The 19,597-nt window shown below is 55.8% G+C and carries 15 protein-coding genes; 8 read left to right on the top strand and 7 right to left on the bottom strand.

The window, feature by feature from the left end:
• Both Poly59_RS22360 and Poly59_RS22355 read right to left on the bottom strand, forming a co-directional pair.
• Complete coding sequence (locus Poly59_RS22360; protein WP_146536863.1) at positions 1–1,377, bottom strand: DUF1501 domain-containing protein; 1,377 nt, start codon at positions 1,375–1,377, stop codon at positions 1–3.
• 71 nt (positions 1,378–1,448) lie between these two features.
• Entirely contained in the window at positions 1,449–4,478 is a 3,030-nt protein-coding gene (locus Poly59_RS22355) for a PSD1 and planctomycete cytochrome C domain-containing protein (protein WP_146536335.1), read from the bottom strand.
• 178 nt (positions 4,479–4,656) lie between these two features.
• Between Poly59_RS22355 and Poly59_RS22350 the strand changes: the two genes are divergently transcribed.
• The 5 genes from Poly59_RS22350 (at position 4,657) to Poly59_RS22330 (ending at position 12,030) form a co-directional block, all read left to right on the top strand.
• Positions 4,657–7,158 carry a glycosyltransferase gene (locus Poly59_RS22350; protein ID WP_146536334.1) on the top strand — a complete coding sequence of 834 codons (2,502 nt, stop codon included), beginning with the start codon at positions 4,657–4,659 and terminating at the stop codon, positions 7,156–7,158.
• A 133-nt stretch (positions 7,159–7,291) separates the two neighbouring features.
• Positions 7,292–8,482 carry an LptF/LptG family permease gene (locus tag Poly59_RS22345; RefSeq protein WP_186776451.1) on the top strand — a complete coding sequence of 397 codons (1,191 nt, stop codon included), beginning with the start codon at positions 7,292–7,294 and terminating at the stop codon, positions 8,480–8,482.
• A 6-nt stretch (positions 8,483–8,488) separates the two neighbouring features.
• Positions 8,489–10,237, top strand: coding sequence for an ArnT family glycosyltransferase (locus tag Poly59_RS22340; protein WP_146536332.1), 1,749 nt, complete (start codon positions 8,489–8,491; stop codon positions 10,235–10,237).
• Positions 10,238–10,247: 10 nt separating this feature from the next.
• The gene (locus tag Poly59_RS22335) at positions 10,248–11,261 is read left to right on the top strand and encodes a DUF1207 domain-containing protein (protein ID WP_246151859.1); all 1,014 of its coding nucleotides are present in this window, start codon (positions 10,248–10,250) and stop codon (positions 11,259–11,261) included.
• Positions 11,262–11,361: 100 nt separating this feature from the next.
• The gene (locus Poly59_RS22330; RefSeq protein ID WP_146536330.1) at positions 11,362–12,030 is read left to right on the top strand and encodes a tRNA (adenine(22)-N(1))-methyltransferase; all 669 of its coding nucleotides are present in this window, start codon (positions 11,362–11,364) and stop codon (positions 12,028–12,030) included.
• A gap of 52 nt (positions 12,031–12,082) precedes the next feature.
• Here the strand turns inward: Poly59_RS22330 and Poly59_RS22325 are convergent, their stop codons facing one another.
• From Poly59_RS22325 to Poly59_RS22315, 3 genes are all read right to left on the bottom strand, one after another.
• Positions 12,083–12,463, bottom strand: coding sequence for a translation initiation factor (locus Poly59_RS22325; RefSeq protein ID WP_146536329.1), 381 nt, complete (start codon positions 12,461–12,463; stop codon positions 12,083–12,085).
• Positions 12,464–12,637: 174 nt separating this feature from the next.
• On the bottom strand, positions 12,638–13,633 hold the full coding sequence (locus tag Poly59_RS22320) for a potassium channel family protein (protein WP_186776450.1): 996 nt from the start codon (positions 13,631–13,633) through the stop codon (positions 12,638–12,640).
• A 54-nt stretch (positions 13,634–13,687) separates the two neighbouring features.
• Complete coding sequence (locus Poly59_RS22315; protein ID WP_146536327.1) at positions 13,688–13,897, bottom strand: hypothetical protein; 210 nt, start codon at positions 13,895–13,897, stop codon at positions 13,688–13,690.
• Between the two features lie 37 nt (positions 13,898–13,934).
• Between Poly59_RS22315 and Poly59_RS22310 the strand changes: the two genes are divergently transcribed.
• From Poly59_RS22310 to Poly59_RS22300, 3 genes are all read left to right on the top strand, one after another.
• Positions 13,935–14,735 carry a hypothetical protein gene (locus tag Poly59_RS22310; protein ID WP_146536326.1) on the top strand — a complete coding sequence of 267 codons (801 nt, stop codon included), beginning with the start codon at positions 13,935–13,937 and terminating at the stop codon, positions 14,733–14,735.
• Positions 14,736–14,986: 251 nt separating this feature from the next.
• Positions 14,987–15,730, top strand: coding sequence for a hypothetical protein (locus tag Poly59_RS22305; RefSeq protein WP_146536325.1), 744 nt, complete (start codon positions 14,987–14,989; stop codon positions 15,728–15,730).
• 32 nt (positions 15,731–15,762) lie between these two features.
• Positions 15,763–16,797, top strand: coding sequence for a trypsin-like serine peptidase (locus Poly59_RS22300; protein ID WP_146536324.1), 1,035 nt, complete (start codon positions 15,763–15,765; stop codon positions 16,795–16,797).
• Positions 16,798–16,871: 74 nt separating this feature from the next.
• Here the strand turns inward: Poly59_RS22300 and Poly59_RS22295 are convergent, their stop codons facing one another.
• Entirely contained in the window at positions 16,872–17,495 is a 624-nt protein-coding gene (locus Poly59_RS22295) for an EF-hand domain-containing protein (RefSeq protein WP_146536323.1), read from the bottom strand.
• A 93-nt stretch (positions 17,496–17,588) separates the two neighbouring features.
• Positions 17,589–19,439, bottom strand: coding sequence for a tetratricopeptide repeat protein (locus Poly59_RS22290; RefSeq protein ID WP_186776449.1), 1,851 nt, complete (start codon positions 19,437–19,439; stop codon positions 17,589–17,591).
• Positions 19,440–19,597: the final 158 nt, after the last annotated feature.

Below are 19,597 nucleotides of genomic sequence, written 5' to 3'. Positions count from 1 at the left end.
TTAGGCGATCACGTCGTGGATGACATGCCCCTTCACATCGGTCAAACGCATGTCGCGACCGCTGAACCGGAGCGTCGATCGAGTGTGATCGACGCCCATCAAGTGCAACATCGTGGCGTGTAGGTCATGGATCTCGGTACGATTCTCGACGGCTTTGTATCCAAATTCGTCGGTGGCACCGTAGATCGTTCCCGGTTTGACTCCGCCACCTGCCATCCAGATCGTGAACCCGAACGGATTGTGATCGCGACCGTTCTTGCCTTGCGCAAATGGAGTGCGTCCAAACTCGCCCGCCCAGACGACAAGCGTTTCGTCTAGCAATCCGCGCGCGCGAAGATCCTTCAGCAGTGCAGCGATCGGTTGGTCGACCGCACGCGCGTTATTCTCGTGACCCTGTTTTAGGTTGCTGTGCTGATCCCATCGGTCACCACCGACACTGGGGCAGGTCAGTTCGACGAACCGAACACCACGTTCGATCATACGTCGCGCCAATAGACACTGTGCCGCATAAGTACGTGTCGGTTCGTACTCGGATTCCATGCCGTACTGTTTCTGCAGATAGCCAGGTTCGTCGGCCAGCGACATCACCTCCGGTACAGCCATTTGCATCGCGTACGCGAGTTCGTAGTTCCGGATCGCCGAATCAAGACTGTCGTGAGCTCCGAAGTTGTCGACGGCGAAACCGTCAAGCTTGGCAATCAAATCCAGTTTCTGGCGTTGCCGACCGGCGATCTTTTCGGTCGGATCGATGTTGGCCACGCCGCTGCCCGATGGCTTGAAGATCGATCCCTGATAACTGGCCGGCAGAAATCCACTGCCGAAACAGTCCAGCCCACCCGGCGGAATCAAGCCGCCGTTGATGACGACAAAACCAGGCAAGTTCTGGCACTCGCTGCCCAGTCCGTAATTGACCCAAGCTCCCATGCTCGGCCGGCCTTGCAGCCCACTGCCGCTGTGCAAAAAGTAATTCGCAAACGTGTGCTCGGGGAACTCGGAAACCATCGAACGCATGACCGCCAACTCGTCCACGCACGTTGCCACATGCGGAAACAGGTCGCTGACTGGGATGCCGGACTCGCCGTACTGGTTGAACTTCCACGGACTCGCCAACACGTTTCCGTTGTTGTTGAACTGGGTGGGTTCGACGTTAAACAATTTGCTAGGATCTTTGCCGTCAAACTTGGCGAGCATCGGTTTGGGATCAAACGTGTCGATCTGGGACGGTCCACCATCCATGTACAAAAAGATCACGTTCTTGGCACGCACCGCATGGTGTGGGCCGTGCAACGGTTGACCAGAAACGGATGCAAAGGCGGCGTCGGATTGCAGTCCCGCCAAAGCGATGGCACCGAATCCGCTGGCGCAGTTTGTTAGCATTTGGCGGCGAGTCGTCGGCGCCGACTGAAACCGACCGCATGGGTACGAGCCGTTATTTGGGAATGGATTTTTCATCTTAGGAAAATGAACTCCTTTGTGTTGACGAGCGCATGAGCCAGATCGGCCCATCGCTGTGGCAACTCTTGTTCATCGCCAATGAACCGAGTTGCAATTTTTTGTTCGGCGGATGTCGGTTGCCGCGCAAAGGCAGACTGGTACAAGTCGGCGATTCGGTCGTCCATTGAATCGTGTCTCGACATGACGGTTTCAGCCCACTTTTTACTCAGTTCAACCACCAACGGATCATTCATCAGAATCAACGCTTGCGCCGGTACGTTCGACACCGTGCGGCGTCCCATCGTGCTGAACGGTGTCGGCGTGTCGAAAGCGAGCATGAATGGAGGCAAGAAATTTCGACGCACGGCGATGTAGATCGATCGCCGTCGATCGCCGTCCATCGGACCGCTCTTGCCGGGGCGTCCACGGCCATCCATAAACGAAGTCAGATAGATCGGCACCGGGCTGCCGAACGGTTTCGGATCCAGTTGTCCCGAAATCGCCAACAGAGCATCGCGAATTGATTCGCCTTCGAGTCGGCGTGGCGGACGGTGGTGCCAATTCAGATTCTTTGGATCCGCTTCGACCGCCGCCGGATCAGGCGTGCTGGACATTGCGTAGGTCGATGACAAAACAATTCGCCGGATGGCTCGCTTGATGCTTCGTCCGTCGTTACTAAAAGTGGTTGCCAAATGGTCTAGCAATTCCGGGTGCGTTGGTGGTTGCCCCAGCACGCCAAAGTCGTCCGTCGTTGGCACGATGCCGCGGCCCATCAAGTGGTGCCAGATTCGGTTCACGATGACTCGCGAGGTCAACGGATTGTCGGCTGCATTGATCGCATCGGCCAATTCGCGACGCCCGCTGCCAACCGCGATTTTCATCGGCTCGTCGCCGGCAATGGCGGTCAAGAAGTGACGTGGTTCGATTTCGCCGGGCTTCGACGAGTTGCCTCGGATCAGCACGTGATCGTCTTCGCCCGTGCCGTCCATCATCGACATGGCGGTCTGCGATTGAACCTTCACGCGTGATCGCAATTGTGCCCGTTGGTCGGCCCACGAACCGATCAGTTCTTGCGGGGCTTGCTGCAAAACTTCATGGGCTGACTTGGCGAACTTGGCGACTGCGGCCGATACTTTTTCGGCATGTTGATCCCACCGTTTACGAGTCTCTTTTGTGGCACCTTGCATGATTACCGAAACTTCGACGGTCGCGTCTTTCGCTGGTGTGAATTCGAGTTCAACACGATGCCCGATGTACCGGTCCAAGTTCAGTTCCAGCCACGGCGTGCTGCCTTCTCTGTGCGTGTCAAAGTTAGCAATCGTGCTTCCGTGCAGCGGTCCAGCGACAAAGCGGTGAGAGTCAACGCAAGCGAACACTTGCCCTTGTCCACGAACGCGGCAGAAAACTCGGCCGGCGGTCAATTCAAAGGTCGGGGTGCGCAAAGTGCGACCACTGCGAAGCGTTTCGTCCAATTTGCTGCGATGCATGACAGGCTTGTCTGAAACCGACGTCAAACCATTCCAGAAAGTGTCACTAGCGGCCGCATCGCTGTCGGCGAATTTCAGTTTCGGTTCACCGTCCACCGATTCGACGTAGGCATCGCCAGCATGTCGTGGCCGATCACCGAACGTGAAACCGTTCTGCATGAAATCTCGGTCGTCGATCTTTCCGAAGTTCACCACGACGGATTCGGCGAGTTCACTTGGGATCGGATCGAGCGCCGGCATGGCCACGCCCGCTCGAGCAAGAGTCTGGGTAATTGCACGTCGATATTCGGCGTCGAGTTTGGCGAGATCGCCTGCGATTTGTTGATTGTGGTGATGAGATTCAAAGCGAACGTGCCGAAAGTCGCTGCTCTGCAAAAAACCCGACAACGAGTAATAGTCGGCTGTCGAGATCGCGTCGAATTTGTGGTCGTGACATCGAGCGCAGGCTACCGTCACACCGAGAAACGTCTTCGACATCACGTCGATCATGTTGTCGAATCGGTCCGATTCATCTTTTCGAATATCCACCGGCGAATGCACCCACTCACCCAGGTGCCAAAACCCGGTTCCCAGCACCGACTCGTCGAATCCCTGTTCGGGGTTCAGTCGCGGCGTGTCTAGCAAATCGCCGGCAATATGTTCGCGAACAAATTGGTCATAAGGCACATCGGCGTTAAACGCGCGAATGACGTAGTCGCGGTATTGGAATGCGTCCTTCGCGTCTTCATCAAACTCATGGCCTCGCGATTCCGCGTACCGAACCAGATCCAACCAGTGCCGTCCCCAACGCTCGCCAAAGTGCGGTGAATTGAGCAGCTTATCGACCAATCGATCGGTCGCAGCGGGCGACGTGTCGGCCATAAATTCGGCCGCTTCGTCCGGCGTCGGCGGCAAACCGATCAAGTCGAAATACAGTCGGCGCAGCATCGCGGATCGGTCCGCTGGTTCGGCAGGGGAAAGTTTGACCGCGTCAAGTTTCGCGAGGACAAAATTGTCGATGTCGGCTTTGGGCCAGGACACGTCCGAGACGCTTGGAACTTTTGGCGATGTGATCGGTCGCCAAGCCCAATGTTCGGCTGCCCGTTGTTGCAAGTCAAAACTCGGACGACTCATTTCCGCCGTTGGCGCGGCTTCGTCAGGCCAGGGGGCCCCCATCGCGACCCATTGTTCAAGAGCTTTGATCTGCTCGTCCGCCAGTTTGCCCTTAGGCGGCATTTCGTACGACTCGTATCGAATCGCTTCGATCAGAACGCTTGAATCTGGATCGCCCGGAACGATCGATTCGCCCGAATCGCCGCCTGCTAGCATTGCCGCGCGACTGTCCAAGGCTAGCCCCGCCTGCAGCGTCTTCGAACCCGCACTGTGACACGAATAGCAGTGTTCGGCCAAAACCGGACGGACTTCTCGCTCGAAAAACTCGATTTGGTCGGGTGTCGCCGCCTCGCCGGCTTGTGAAGCTGGGCAAAGTAGCGTCTGAACGACAAATGTTGAAATCGCAAACAGCAAGGCCCGTCGAGCGAGCGCACCGCTGTTAACGAAAAGTGGGCGGGAGGGCATCAAGAATGCTCGCAAAACAAGTCATTAGGCAGGGTAGTCCATTGTAACCTAACCTATCGGAGTTGCGGGCATCGAGATGGTTCCTACTATCTGGTTAGAAGTTGGTATTGCTCGGCGTCCCACAGTCTCTTACTGTCAGCGCACGTGGATCACCCCCCTGTGACAGGAAAGTGCAAGGATGCACCCCCAGAACGACCCTCAAGAATCCTCGATTTCGCTGATTTTGCCCGCATGGAATGAATGCGAGGTGATCGTTCAGGCGATCGAGGAAGCGGACGCGGCGCTACGACTGGTCTCCGACGATTATGAAATTATCGTTGTCGACGATGGTAGCACTGACGGAACCGCCGATTTGGTCCGAGCTTGCGCGGTGGAGCATCCGGCCGTTCGCTTGATTTCTCACAATCCGAACCAGGGATACGGCGCCGCACTTCGAACTGGATTCTCGGCCGCCGAAAAAGAACTGGTGATGTTCACCGACGCGGACTGCCAGTTCGACCTGACGGAACTGGATCGGTTCGTCTTGCTGTCGAAACGCTACGACGTCGTCTGCGGATACCGCATCGATCGCAAAGACACGGCGCTGCGTTGCTTGTATTCGCGAGTCTACAACCAAATGGTGCGAATCTTGTTGCAGACAGGTGTTCGCGACGTCGATTGCGCCATGAAGTTGTTCCATCGCGACGTGATTCGCAGCCTGACCATTTCCGGCAACGGATTCTTGGTCAATTCAGAACTGCTGACCCAAGTCAACCAACGCGGCCTGAGCCTGGTCGAAGTCGGTGTTTCGCATCGATTACGAACCGAAGGCAACAGCACCGTTTCGATCGCGCACATCCCTCGCGTCTTGACCAGCATGGCGCGTTACTGGTGGAACTCGGTTCAATTTCCGGGTTCCGCGACAAGTCATAGCGATGACAAACCACGGATTGCCGGCACGGCTGCCCCGGTCGCATCCACCAATAATATCCTCGGCGATCGCCAAGCTGGCTGGCTTCAATTGGCGTTGTTAGTCGTCGCAGCCTTGTTCTTGCTGACGAACCTTGGATATCCGTTGATCGATCGTGACGAGACCCGTTACGCCGAGATTCCTCGCGAGATGTTGGCGACCGGAAATTGGGTTCTTCCGCAATTGAATTTTCAAACTTATTACGACAAGCCACCGTTGCTGTATTGGTTATGTGCGGCAAGTTTCAAATTATTCGGCATGTCCGAATCGGCCGCTCGTTTGGTGCCTGCCTTGGCAGCACTTGCGACACTGGCAAGCACGATGTTTTTTGGCACACGTTGGTTCGGCCGGCAAATTGGTCTGTTCGCTGGCGGTGTCTTGATGCTGTCGGTTGGGTTTGCCTTCACCAGTCGATACTTGTTGCTTGATGGTGTCCTGACACTGATGATCTGCACGTCGATGTTCGCCGCGTACGAGTCGATTCGTGGCGGCAAGGTCAAGCTAGGTTGGTGGCTCGTCTCGGCGATTGCTTGTGGACTCGGTTTCATGACCAAGGGACCCGTCGCGCTAATTCTTTGGCTTCCGCCTGTCTTCGCGATGGCGTGGTTGTCCGAAGGGCACGCCAAGCCACGATGGTGGCACTATGGGATCGTTGGCGGCGTTGTTGCGTTGATTGCGATGCCGTGGTTGATTGCCGTGTCGCGGCAAGATCCAGACTTCTTGATGCAGTTCTTTTGGGTTCACAACTTCGGTCGTTTCGCCGGTGAATTTCACTCTCAACCGATTTGGTACTTCGTGCCAGTGTTGTTGGTCGCGGGACACCCATGGTCGTTCCTGACGATACCTTATGCCCGATTTTTGTTTGCCAAGAAATCCGCCGCTCAGAGTCAGCGTCCGCTCGCGATCGGATTTTTGTTGTTGTGGACCGCTTGGTGTTTTGCGTTCTTTTCGTGTTCAAGTTGCAAGTTGCCGACCTACGTGCTGCCGGCCGCACCGGCGCTGGCGTTGATGGTCGGACATTACCTGGACCAAATGATGCGGCAGACTCAGTCGCAAACCGAACACTGGTTCGCGATTTTCTGGTCTGCTCGCGGAGCCACGGTCGCCACGTGTTTGGGCGGCGTCGGCTTTGTCATGTTTGTGATCACGATGGGCATCGACGTACCGTCGACAATCTACCTTTGGGCGATGATGTGGGCCGGCATGTTGGTGATGGCGATCTTGTTGATCAACGATCGTCACCAGTCCAAATTGGCCTGGGCATCATCGTCGGCCGCCGCATTTTTGTTCGCGATCATGGTGATGCACCAAATGGTCCCGGCCTACAGTCGCGATCAAACTTTATTCGGTAGTGGATCACCGCTAGAGCGACAAATTGCCTTCTCAATGGGCGGCCTGGCAACCCAATCCATTGCGACTCGGCCAATGGCCACGGTGTCGCATGAGTTTTCAGAGGTGCCGTTTTACCTTAGTCGCAGCGACATCCCGAATTTCGATAATGTTCGCGACGTGAAACTCGCCGAATATGTTCGCAACAACCCCGGTACGCTGCTGGTAATCCAGAATCGAGTCGACCAAGCCTTGCTGCGACAAAGCATGCCGGTCGGCACCAAAATTGTTTCACTCGGCAAACGTGGTCCTGGCTATATCGTCGAAGTCACACCGCCAATCGAAGCCACAAAACCTGTCTCGCAGGTTGCCGCTCGTCACACGGTCGGGGTGTCGCGATGACGCTTTCACGTTTGTCAGACAGGCTGATCGAGCACTTCCTCGGTTGCTGCCTGCCAGGGTGGGGTGGCCCTGACGCAAACGACTTTGGTACCAAACCTGTTGATTCGAGCTCCGAAGTACAGGTGACGCAAAAGTGACCACGATCCAAATACGAATCGGGATGGATATCCTGAAGATGTTCTCTGTCGCGCTGGTTGCGCTGACGGTCTTGGTCATGTTCATCGGGGTAGCCCGTGAAGCACTCGAGCAAGGTTTAGGGGTCGCGGGCGTATTGCAGTTGATTCCCTACGCAGCACCTAACGCGTTGGCAGTAGCGGTGCCTGGCACCGCTCTGTTTAGTGTGTGCTGCGTGTATGGCCGGATGTCGGCCGATAACGAGTTTACCGCGATGCAATCGGTCGGCATTTCGCCGATTCCGGCAATGCTGCCTGCGATTGTGATCACCACCGTGCTGAGTTTGGCGACGGTTGGATTGATCAACACAGCGTTCACTTGGGGCTTTCACGGCATTCAAAAGGTCGTGATGTCGTCGGTCGAACGAGTCGCTTATGGTGTTCTTCAACGCGACCGAAGCTTTCAACACGGATCAATGTCGCTGAACGTTCGCGACGTCCAGGGCAAGACGTTGGTTGATCCCGTGATCAACCTGCGCCGCGCCAACAATGAATCGGTCTCGATCAATGCTCGCAGCGCCACGTTGTCTTACGATGACGACGCCGAAGCGTTGACATTAAGCGTGACGGATGGATCGGCGAGTGTCGGTGGGAAGGCTTCCTTCCATTTTCCCGACACGCTTGTACACACGATTCCGCTGTCCAACCGGCCAGCCTACGACGTGCTGACGGCAAACCCATCGCACATGCCGATGTCGGACTTTGCATCGGCAACGGTCAAACAAAAATTGGACATTCACCAACGCGAAAGTGAAGTCGCGGTGCGGGTCGGTTTCAGCGTCCTGGGCTCTCGATGCGACACCATATGCGACTCCGCCGCACAGGCCCGCCTGGACGCGGTTGCGAGAAGCCACAAACGTCTGCGACGGATTGATACCGAAGTCCATCGTCGGTGGTCCAGCGGGTTCACCTGTCTGGCGATGGCGCTGCTTGGGATTCCCCTAGCGATTCGAATGAAAACGGCGGACACGATGACCACGTTTGGCATCGTGTTCCTCCCCACTCTGTTGGTTTACTACCCGATCTTTGCCCTGTGTTTGGATATGGCAAAGGAAGGGAAAATTCTTTCCATAGGCGTCTGGATTGCGAACGGTCTGTCGGTCGCAATCGGAGTCCTGTTGATTCGAAGAACTGTTTATTTTCCGGCCTAGATCTAAATGCTGACTCCTGTAAAGACAAAGATTCGATGTTGGTGGAACGAGACGCTGTTTCCGATCGCCGCTGAATCTAAAATTCAGTCCAAACCATGGACAAAGCGTCAAGAGACGATCGCGATGTGGGTATTGGTTGCGGCGAGCGCTGCGATTCTGATGCCCTCGTTGTCGTACCCGTTGATTGAACCGGACGAAACTCGGTACGCACAGATTGCGATCGAGATGAACGATTCGCAGAACTGGATCACACCGACGTTGTCCGGCCAGCCCTACCTGGACAAGCCGCCGCTGATGTACTGGTTGACGGCGTTAAGTTTCAAGTGCTTTGGCAACACCGAAATGGCGGCGCGTTTGCCGGCAGTTTTGGCGTCGCTGGCGACGATTCTGGTTAGCTTTCTTCTGGGGAAAAGAATCCTGGCAGCACGACCGGCATTTTTGGGTTCAGTCGCTTTGCTGCTTTGTGGTGGATTTGTTTTCGCCGGTCGATTCTTGATTCTTGATTCGCTTCTTTCGTTCTTTGTGGTCACAACGCTGTTGTCGGCCTACATCGCCGTTCGCCAGGAATCCCATCATTGGGGATGGTGGATGTTTGCAGGCATCGCGTGTGCGCTGGGTGTGCTGACCAAGGGCCCAGTTGCGCTGTTGCTGTGCGGGCCTCCGGTCGTAGTTAGCGCATGGCTACGACAAGATTCGACACGACCAAAGTTCCTACATTGGGCTGCTTTTGGCGCGCCGATCGCCATCGTTTGCATTCCTTGGTACATCGCCGTTTGGAAGTCGAACCCCGCCTTTGGTGACTACTTCTTCCTTGAACACAATCTAAAACGATTCACACAAGGATCGAACCACAAGGAACCATTTTGGTTCTATGCACCGTCGTTGCTGGCTGCGATGTTTCCGACTTCGTTGGTGTTGCCATCACTGGGATTTTTCCTGGTCGGTCGCTCCGATGCAAAGCGTGGTTTGCGGTCCAAGGACATGGGGTTTCTGTTCTTGGCGGCAGGATGGATTCTATTGTTCTTTTCGCTTGCTAGCTGCAAATTGCCTACCTATATCCTGCCGGCCCTTCCGTTGCTTTGCTTGATGATCGGTGGCATGTTGGATCAAACGGTGCTTCGCCCCGAACGCGAAAACGGGATCTCCGCCTACTTGAAGCCGTTCCCCCAACGCGCTTCGCTGATCCTGCTGTTCACGTTAATCTTGGTGATGTCGCTGGATGTTTGGTTTGGCGGAACGGTTTCGGCAGTCACGATTGCCGCAGGAATCGGCGGGGCGGCGGTGCTTGCCGTTGTGCTGCGGTACTGGAACACCGACAAAGCGTTCTCGGCATCTGCCTGGGCATTTACTGCCGCGTTTGCCGCCGGAGTGATTAGTTTCACGACCGCCCGTTTCGTGCCAACCGTGGCAGCGGAACGATCGGTTCTCGGGAAAGTCGCCAAGCTGACAGCGGATAATCCGAATGCGTTGGTCGTTTTCTTCGATGAAAAATCTCATGGCGCTAAAGTCGAATTGCCGATCCAAACGCATGTACACCTGCAAACAGCGCGGACAGGCGGTCTGGATCGCACGATTTTGAATCATCAGGAGCTTGTCGTGGTGGTCGGTCAAGCAGACCGACAGTTCGCGCGCGATACTCTTTCATCTGCCTATAAGTTGGTCGCCGCCAGTGACAATGACGAAGTCTACGTTGCTCGGCGGATCAAGCCGAACGGCACAGCTCAGGCTGTCGTCAAAAAACGAGAGCTTCATTAGGGTGGACGCGGTGCCGAGATTTGTTTCTGTTTTTGGCAAGCGATTGATGTGTGGCGTTCTGACCGCTGTGCTGTCGGTTGCCGCTGGAACGTCGGTTCTTGCTGATGAATTGTTGGGAGACGTTGCCCATGCGTCGCTGCAAGTTGACATTGATGATCCGCTTTTGTTCCATGATGCAGAGACCGTGCTAGAACAAGTCTCGGCTCAGTGCGAACACGTTTGCCAGTGCGCGACGGGATCTGCTTATTCGTCGAATCCCGACGCACGAGATTGGCGGTATCTGCCCGACGGATTGCTCTGGCACTCTTACCTTGCTGGTCCGCAAGAGCCGCGGATCTCAACGGTCATTTTTTTAGATAACGACGACAACATCTATTGGGATGCAACGGTGGGCGGTCGCGTCGGACTGGTGCGCTACGGTACCGTCGGTCAACGTGATGCGCGTGGATGGCAGTGGGATTTGGAAGGCGCGGTGATCACGCGGCTGAATGTTCGCGAGTCGGAAGATGTCGAGTCGATGGACTATCGATTCGGAACCGAGATCACGGCTGCCGAAGGTGCTTGGCGAATGAAGTTCGGGTACTTCCATATCAGCTCGCATGTGGGAGACGAATTCATCGAGCGAAATCCAACCTTCAAACGCGTTAACTACGTCACCGAGTCTTTGGTTTGGGGCATTGGCTACCTGCCCACCAATACCTCGCGGTTGTATGGCGAGGTGGCGTGGGCGTTCAGCTATGACGGTGGCGCCGCACCAATGCAATTCCAATTGGGAGCCGAGCTAACGCCTGAGGCGAAAACTCTACGATCGGGTGCTCCGTTTGCGGCGATCAACTTAAACATTCGCGAAAGCGTCGATTTTGAAATTGCCCCGACCTTGCAATTAGGATGGGGATTCGAAGGCCCCGAGTCGGGACGGCGTTGGCGATTCGGTCTGCAGTATGGCAGCGGCCCGACCAGCCAATCGCAATTTTTCGAAAACCGCGAAGACTACATCGGCATCGGTACTTGGTTCGACTATTAGTCGTCTATCATGCGGTCGGCCCGTGGGTGGCCAAGAATCGGCCGGACGACGTTCATGCCGGATTCCTTCACCGATTTTACCTCTGTCGGGTCTGTTTTCCGTGCCTCGCCTCGACGATCGCTTGAAAGCAGTTGCGTCCCAGATTCGTTGTCGCGTGCATGCTGATATCGGATCCGACCATGCTCATCTGCTCAAAGCGTTATTAGCATCTGGACGCATTGAACGCGGCATTGCGATCGAGAATAAACCACAGCCATTTCGGAATTCGAAAGCAACACTTGCCGGCTACGATGCGGACGTTCGGTTTGCCGATGGTTTTGCAGGTTTAGCGGCGGGTGAAGCTGACAGCGTTAGCATTTGTGGGATGGGCGGCGAGTTGATGACATCGATCTTGGACGCGCATCCAGATCGTGTTCCAGAGGTTGTCCTGTTGCAACCCAATCGCCGCCCAGAACTGCTGCGCCGCTGGGGATTGCGATGCCGGTTTGATTTGGTTGATGAACAAGTCGCGATCGGGCACTGGGCTTATCCAATCTTGCGTTTTAGCCGCCGTTCATCGGATACCGTCGGTTCCCGCGACGTGGCATACGATGGTCTAGATTTTGAGGCCGCGATTTTGTTTGGGCCGCACCTGATCCGCCGGTGGCAGTCGGACTTTGTCGATCGATTGAAGGACGAAGCAACGTACTTGCGAAAGCTTGATCGATTGGGCGAAGAACCTGAACAACGTTTGGCTGCGATCGAGCGTTTGATGCGAGTAAACACATAGACTCAATCACTCGATGTCCGGGGCTCAGACGCTCCGATGGATCGTGTGGTTGCTACTTGACGCGGTAGCCCAGATTCGTTAGCGACTTGCGGATTGTAGCTGCGTGATCACCCTGCAGCTCGATCAGGTCTTCTTTTGCTTTGACCGTTCCACCGGCGCCGCAGGCCGCTTGCAGTTTTCCAAGCAGTTCGGGCAAATCGTTTGCCTTGGCGGTCAGTCCCTCGATCACCGTCGCTTGCCGACCACCTTTGCGTTTCTGCACTGTGACAACAGCGGTTTGCGATTCGGGACTGCGCCGGTCGGCAGCTTGCTGGCGAGCCCGTTCGGCTTCGGCTTTTTCGGCTGCCGTGCAAATGCAATCGGATTCCAATTTGCCACATTGGTCGCAAGTCGGCGGGATATCAAACGCCGTTCCGGCGAAAAGTCGAGTCATGGTGATCGGGCAATCGATTGCGAGACGTTCGTTGAAATGCATCGATCCCTTCGGAATTGTGTCGATTTCGACATTTCAGGCCGTGCCGCCCGGGATCGCGTGAATGCCAAGCAAAATACTCTTTGGGGTAGGTTCTTTCAAAGACCCTACATTCGCAGTCTCGACAGGGTTGGATTAGCTGATCGACCGATCATGAGCGACCTTGTCCATGGATTGGGCCAGCCCGGATGCAAGGTCTGCGAGTTCGGCGATGTCAGCTTGCATTTTCGATTCGGAATTTTCGTCCGACGGGTGCGGCGCCGACGGTAGGATGACTTTGCAGGCTTCCTTTTTGCCTTGCGAGTCCAGCATGCGGTAGCGATCTTCGGGAAGGTTTTCGCGAGACTGGTCGGAACTGCAGGCTAGTTGTGCGATGCGGATTGCACCGATGGCGGCTGGCATGACAACGTGAGTCGCGCCACCACGAATCAGTTTGCGTTCGGTCGTCGGACATTCGGCGCGAGCGATGATGCAAATGGTTTCGCACAGGTCGCGAGCTGTCAAAGTGATGAAGACGTTGGCGGCATCATCGGGCAAAACGGTGGCCAGGGTTGCGGCGCGAAAGATGCCTGCTTCGTGAAGCGTTTCATCTTCGACCGCGTTGCCTTCCATCGCCAGGAAACCATCGGAAATTGCTCGGTCGACTCGGTCGGGATCACAGTCCAAGATCACCAACGACTGTCCTTGGTTTCGCAGTTCAGCGGCCAGCATTTGACCGACTCGGCCGTAGCCGCAGACGATGGTGTGGTCGCACAGAGAGTCAATTTCGCGTGATCGTTGTCGAATGCCCATGATTTCTTCGATTTCGCCTTCAGTTAACATTTGAACGATGCCGCCGATCACATAGATCAGCGAAGAGCATCCCGCGCAGATCACGCCCATCGTGAACCACTTCATCCACACGGTGTTGATCGAATGGACTTCGCCATACCCGACGCCGAAGAATGTGATCGTGACCATGTAAATTGCATCAACCCATGACCATCCTGCGATGACGTACCCGGCGGTCGAAAGCAGAAAGGTGCCACCAAAGAAGGTGAAACCGTTTCGCAACGTTCGTCGAGAACGGTGTTCGAATGTCCGAGGCATTTTGCCAGTGTGCGGATTGTCCAGTCCGTGTTTTCGCGTCATGGTGCATGCACCGCCCATGTAACTGGCAAAAGGATGGATGAAATACGAAAAACTCTACCCGCCACCAGCGGTAGCGGCGGCTGGATTCATCAAAAGTGTCCGGCGTAAAGTTTTGCCAACCGACAAGATAGGAACGAGCTGCACAATCGTTTCGCCGTCGCCGGTACAGGCGGCTAGAATCAGTTCATAGGTTTTGGCCGACTGTTTGGCCGTTTGTCTCTGTGCCGCAACATGCACGGGTAAAACTAATTGCAGCGATTTCACGACTTGCCGTTTGTTTCCGATCGATGGAGGTTCGCAGATGGTATTCGAATCCAAGAACGAATCCGTTCTCGCCGATGTGCGAGCTTCGGCTGGCCGGTGGTTCATGCGAGGTTTGGCCATTGGCATGTTGTTGATGGCGGCGGTGAACGCTCTGTCCTACTTTTTCCGTTCTTCCGATTGGTCCGGATTGGTCGGGCGACCCGCAACCTTGAACTCAGCAATCGGATTTCCTTGGCAAGTTTGGGAAGCCGGCAACACGTACGGCGGAATGTTTGCTGACTATCGTGCGATGGGTTTGAACATCGCGAGCGCAGCAGTCGTCGGATGCGTCATCGGCGCGTTTGCCGTTTGGCAACGTGACTTTCTGAACGATGCCGTTGATGGGGCAATGGTTGTTGATCCAGGAGACGCCAAACTCAATTCAAATGCGTCGTCCCATTCCGGCAATTCACAAAAGCTCGCGCCAGTACAATTTAGTCTGCGTGGTCTGATGATCGTCACGACGATGGCGGCGATCGCGTCCACCGTGGTCAGCCGGTTGGCGGTCCACCCGATAACGCTGGTGACGATCTATGCGATCGGCCCAGCCACGTTGGTCGGGTTGGCGATGATTCCCCATCGTTGGTCGTGGCAGCGACGAGTTGTGTTGTTGATTCCCATCACGTTCTCCTTGATCGCGATTGCGTTATTCGTCGGACATTCACTGCAGATGGAGTTCGACCAAGTTCTCATGGGCATCTTTTTGAGCTGGACTCCGCAAAGCGCAGTCGCCGCGACCGCACTGGCTGCATTCCTGTTGGCGGGACAACACCGCGAATCGCTTGCGCCATCGAATTGACTCGTCCAGTTTGTCGTAAATGCCGATTCTGTGGCCTTGGCAGTGGCAACGGACAGAGCGTGCAGGCTGAATTCGCGAGTTTTACCCGCTAAATTGCGGTGATTGGTGACTTTCCGTCATTCGCGGCGGTTCTTTGCGCTAGGCCGCGCGTCTATACTGAAAGCCGCCATCAGAGATGGCTGACGGATTGCCGCAGGAACCTTTTTTGGGCGGGCAACACTCGAACGCGGATGATCACAGGAGACGGCTGAATGAGCGGATATGGCGAACTGAGCGACGATTTTTATCTCAACATGAACCTTTCAACCGAAATGGAATTGCCTCAGGGTCGCGAGTCCGTCCTGCACTATTTTGAACAGGTGCGTCGCCGTTATCCCAAGATGCAGAACTTTTATTCACGCGAAAAAGGTGAATACGTTCTGGAAGAAGAAAAGGAAGCGGGCCACTATCGATGGACGTCGGTGGAAGCCAAGCGAGTCAACAGTGGTGTTGTGAACCCCGAGTCATATGAGTCGGCCGTTGACCAGCACCGCATGGTGTTGGAAATGGTCCCCTATGATTTGTCGATCAGTCCGCTCGATTGCGAATCGTTGTCGGTGATGGCTGGGTTTGATTTTGCGTACCGAGGTAACCACAACGAGATCCTTGCCGAAGCTGTTGGCGTGGCACCGGGGCTCGAACGATTCTTGCAGGTTCCATTTGGCAAGTTGTTGTCGCACGAACCGGCCATCCAGTTCGCACTCGACGAAGATTGCAAGACTCAGTGCCGGGTCAGTTTCGAATCGCGAACCAATGCGTTCCAAGTTCGTACCGGCGAATTTGGTGAAGACCAAATCAGCGTCTACTTGACGGTTCGGCGCTACGACAGCCTTGGTGCGGATGAAACGTTTGCAAAAGAGTTCGAAAGGTTGGCGGGCCTTTGCCGCGACCTTGTCGACGAGTATTTGATTAGCAGTGTGCTGCAACCGCTGCAAGAAGCAATCTCGCTTCGATAGTTGCCAAGTCATTGTCTTGGAATTCATCTTCGATGCCCGATCAAGGAAACTCGCCGGAGCAGTCTGGCGATGCTCATCCGTTCTTGACGGCCAAGGGACTGCGTTTGCAGCAACTTGGTCGCAAAGACGAATTCAGCATGCCGATGGCGATGCCAAGCTATCCGTCGGAAGCCTCTCCGTATTCTGGCGGTGCCTATCCGTCGGCGCCGATCGATCCGTTTGACTTTGCCGCCGACCGTGATCGGACGATTCACAATGTTCGCCCGTCAGTTGCGTTTCCGCGAGTGGAAAGTCTGTTGGAACAGCCGCTGAATCCCTACTTCCAGACTCGCCTAGTTGCTCGTCCGCAATCGAATCAATTGCGTGCGATCGGCAAGCTGTTCATTCAGATTTCGCCTGATACTCGATTGCCATTGGCGATGGGGTCAGCGTGGATCACGGGGCCCAGTACGATCGCAACCGCGGCCCACAATCTGTACGACTCGACAACCCGGACTTGGTCGCGGGCGCTCGAATTTCACGCGGGCTACGACTACTACGACAGCAACGACCGGCCGACATGCCGTGTGACGGGCGCCTACATTCCGCGTTCTTATTTGAACAATCCGGCGACTAATCTGGACATCGCGATCTGTTACGTCGATCGAAACATCGGCGACATCATCGGGACTCAGATTCGAACGGAAGTCGTGACCGATCCTGACTTCTTTGATAATGAACGAGTCGCGATTGTGGGGTATCCGGCCGGCAGCGGGTTCGACTTTGGCAAACAGCTTTGGCAAAGCGAGGGTGACTACTTATTCGGCCAAGGAAACGGACCCGACAGCGATTTTGCGCCCGTGATGGCAACCAACTTTGGTGGTGGGGCAAGTGGTTGCCCGTGGTTGGTCGAAGACAAAGCTGCAGGCCCCGGCAAGTATGTTGCCGTGGGGGTAACGTCGGGGCACGCGAAGCTGCGTTATGCCCGCGGCGAGTTGAATTTGAACTCGCTAGTGTCGCCGTACTTTGGGCCGCGGATGTTTGCCGAACTGGAAGACAATCAAGTCTTCCACGACTTCACCGTGTAAGCAGCGAAAAGTTGGGCGATGCCGATTGACATCGCCCAACACCGTCGTCCTAGCCTGGCTCACTCAGCACTGGCTTACTCAGCACTGGGGCGTTTGGGACGATCGCCGCCTGGGCGTCCGCCTTGATCGCCACCTTGACGGCCGCCACCATCACGCATCCGCTTCATCGCGGCGGCCATTTCATCTTTGTCGATCGCACCATCGCTATTAGTATCAAGTCGTTCGACACGCTCGGCCATCGCTGCCGGGATTTCGTCACCTGAAAGCTTGCCGTCTTTATTTGCGTCCCGCTGAGTAAACATTGCGGCTATGCCTTCGCCAGGGTTTTGACGCATATCGGGACGACCACCCATTTCTGGGCGGCCAGCCGCGTCGGGGCGACCGCCGCCGCCACGCATTGGATTGGCCGGACGCATCTCTTCGGCCGACAAGCTGCCATCGTTGTCCTTGTCCAAAGTCAGCAGCGCTTTTGTGGCGTTTTCGATTTCGGCTTTGGAAAGCACGCCATCCTTGTCTGCGTCGAGCGCGGCCAGGACAGGGATGAATCGCATCATGCCTTCGCCCGGCGCGCCACCGCCGCGAGGACCACCGCCGTCCCCGCGACCTCGCCCACGGCCCTCGGGAGGCTGGGCGACGGTGGTGGTTGCCATTGCGAGTGTGGCCAAGGCAGCGGCCAAAGCTGATCGTGATCGTTTCATCGAGTTGAGTTCCCAAGTTGTGGATTTTTCGACGCACACTTTCCAATAGGGGCGTCTAGTCCATTAAACTCGCAACCAACGCAAAGGTTTCGATCAAGTATCGATCAGCTCTTCCGGCGACAGGATCGGGACGTTGTTTTCCTCCGTTTCCTGCTTCTCTCGCCAAGGTTTATCCGCCTTGTAGGACTCGAGTTCTTCCTTCAACTGTTCCAGTTGGCTATTGGTCTGGTCTTCTTCTTCGGCAGCCAAAGCAACTGCTTTTTCGCTCCAAAGACGAGCATTCTCAAAGTCACCCGCTTCGGCATAGCCGGCTGCGAGCGTGCTGAGGATGTGGGCTTCTTGGTAGTCCGTCAATTCGGCCGACTTTTCAGCCAACTCGATCGCTCGTTTGCCGTTTCGAACCGAATCGTTCGTCGAAGTCGACAACACCCAGGACAGGTTGTTATAGATGCCCGAAGCTTCGATCTTGTCTTGTTCGTCGGCAACCGACACGTCTAGATTGCCAATTGACGCGATGGCTTTTTCATAGTCATCGATCGCCGCAGCGTGATCACCGACGCTCAAGAGCGCGTCGCCACGCGTTCGCAGGACAGCGACGTTCTTGGGGTCATCGCGAAGGATGCCGGACAGGATGTCGATGGCTTTTCGAGGTCGATTGTCGATCGAGTACAGACTGGCCAATCGCAGACGCCGGAATACGTTGTCGGGCGCTTTATCGCACAGCAGTTGAGCGTCATTGATCGCATCTGGCATCCGCTTTTCGGCGATTGCAATTTGCAGTCGCAGCTCGATTCCTTCGTCGGCGCCTTCGATTCGCGGTTCGATTTCCAGTGCAGCGGCATAATCTGCCTTGGCCGATTTGACGTCATCGCGATCAAGGGCAAGAGCCGAACGCTGCATTAGCGTCATCGGGTCTTTGGGGGCCATCGCGATCGCCTTGTTCAGGTCGGCAAGCGCCAGGTCACTGTCGTTGTTGGCACGGTGCAGAACGGCCCGCATGCGATACATGCCTTCGTTCGGGTTGGACGCCAACATGTTGGTGATCAATTTCATCGCTTCGTCCAAGCGTTCCAGTTGAACCAACTTTTGGACGGCCAGACCAGCGACGGCTTGATTAGTCGGATCCTTGGCAAGGATTCCTTCCAAGTCGACCATCGCGCCTTCGACGTCGTTTTCTTCAAGCTTTGCAAGCGCGCGGGCTTGGCGGGCTTCCATGTTTTCGCCGTCCGCTTCGATAGCGGCGTTCAGATCCTGCATTCGCTTGTCTTCGCTGTCTTGCGTCAACGCTCGCAACATCAACGCTGCGCTTTTCTCTTTCGGGTCATCTTCCAGCAGGGCGATCGCACTGGTTGTCGCTGCGGTGATTTGCTTCCGATCGCCGCCGGGCAACAGATTCAAACGAGCGATCAGCAGGAAGGCTTCGACCAATTTGGGATCGGCTTCGACCGCTTGGTTGAGGACTCGGATGGTTTCTTCACGAACGTCTTCGCGGCGACGCCCGTTGGCTTGGACAATCGTTTGCGCCATGCCTTGAGCACGTTGCAGCAGGACCGAACCGAGCATTTGTTTCGCGAACGCCGCGTTTTCTTCGTCCAGACCCTTGGTCAACGAAGACTCCAATAGCGCGGCCACCGATTCCAGTTGGTCTTCGGTTTCGGCGTCGATGCGCTTGATGATCGCTTCGTCAAGTTCAGATTGACCGGCGTCCGTCGCAGCGGGTTTGGTTTCGGTGCTGGGTTTTGTGTCAGTGCCGGCGGGTGCGTCAGTCTCGACAACCGGCGCGCCGCTATCTTGTCCGAAAGCCTGAGGCATCGAAAGCGCTGCCGTTGTCACGACGCCGGCCATCGCCAGCACTGTCAACGATCGGCGGATGCGTGAGGCGTGTCGTTGCAAGCGGTCATTGGCCGGGTGGTCGGACGAGAAATCAAGAAAACACAATGTCATGGGGGTAAGCTCATCGCCAAAATGCGTGATTGGTGGGATCTCATTCATTATGGCGGGTTGGCTACCGCCGCGCGTAGACCGGAATCACGGAAAACCTTGAAATGGGCGGACTATCCGAACCGCCGGTAATCTGACAACGTATGCAGGTCGTTATCCTC

It is taken from the genome of Rubripirellula reticaptiva, from assembly GCF_007860175.1.
Taxonomy (GTDB): Bacteria; Planctomycetota; Planctomycetia; order Pirellulales; family Pirellulaceae; genus Rubripirellula; species Rubripirellula reticaptiva.
The sequence above is the reverse complement of the archived record's forward strand: the minus strand, read 5'-3'. Positions and strand labels throughout refer to the sequence as shown.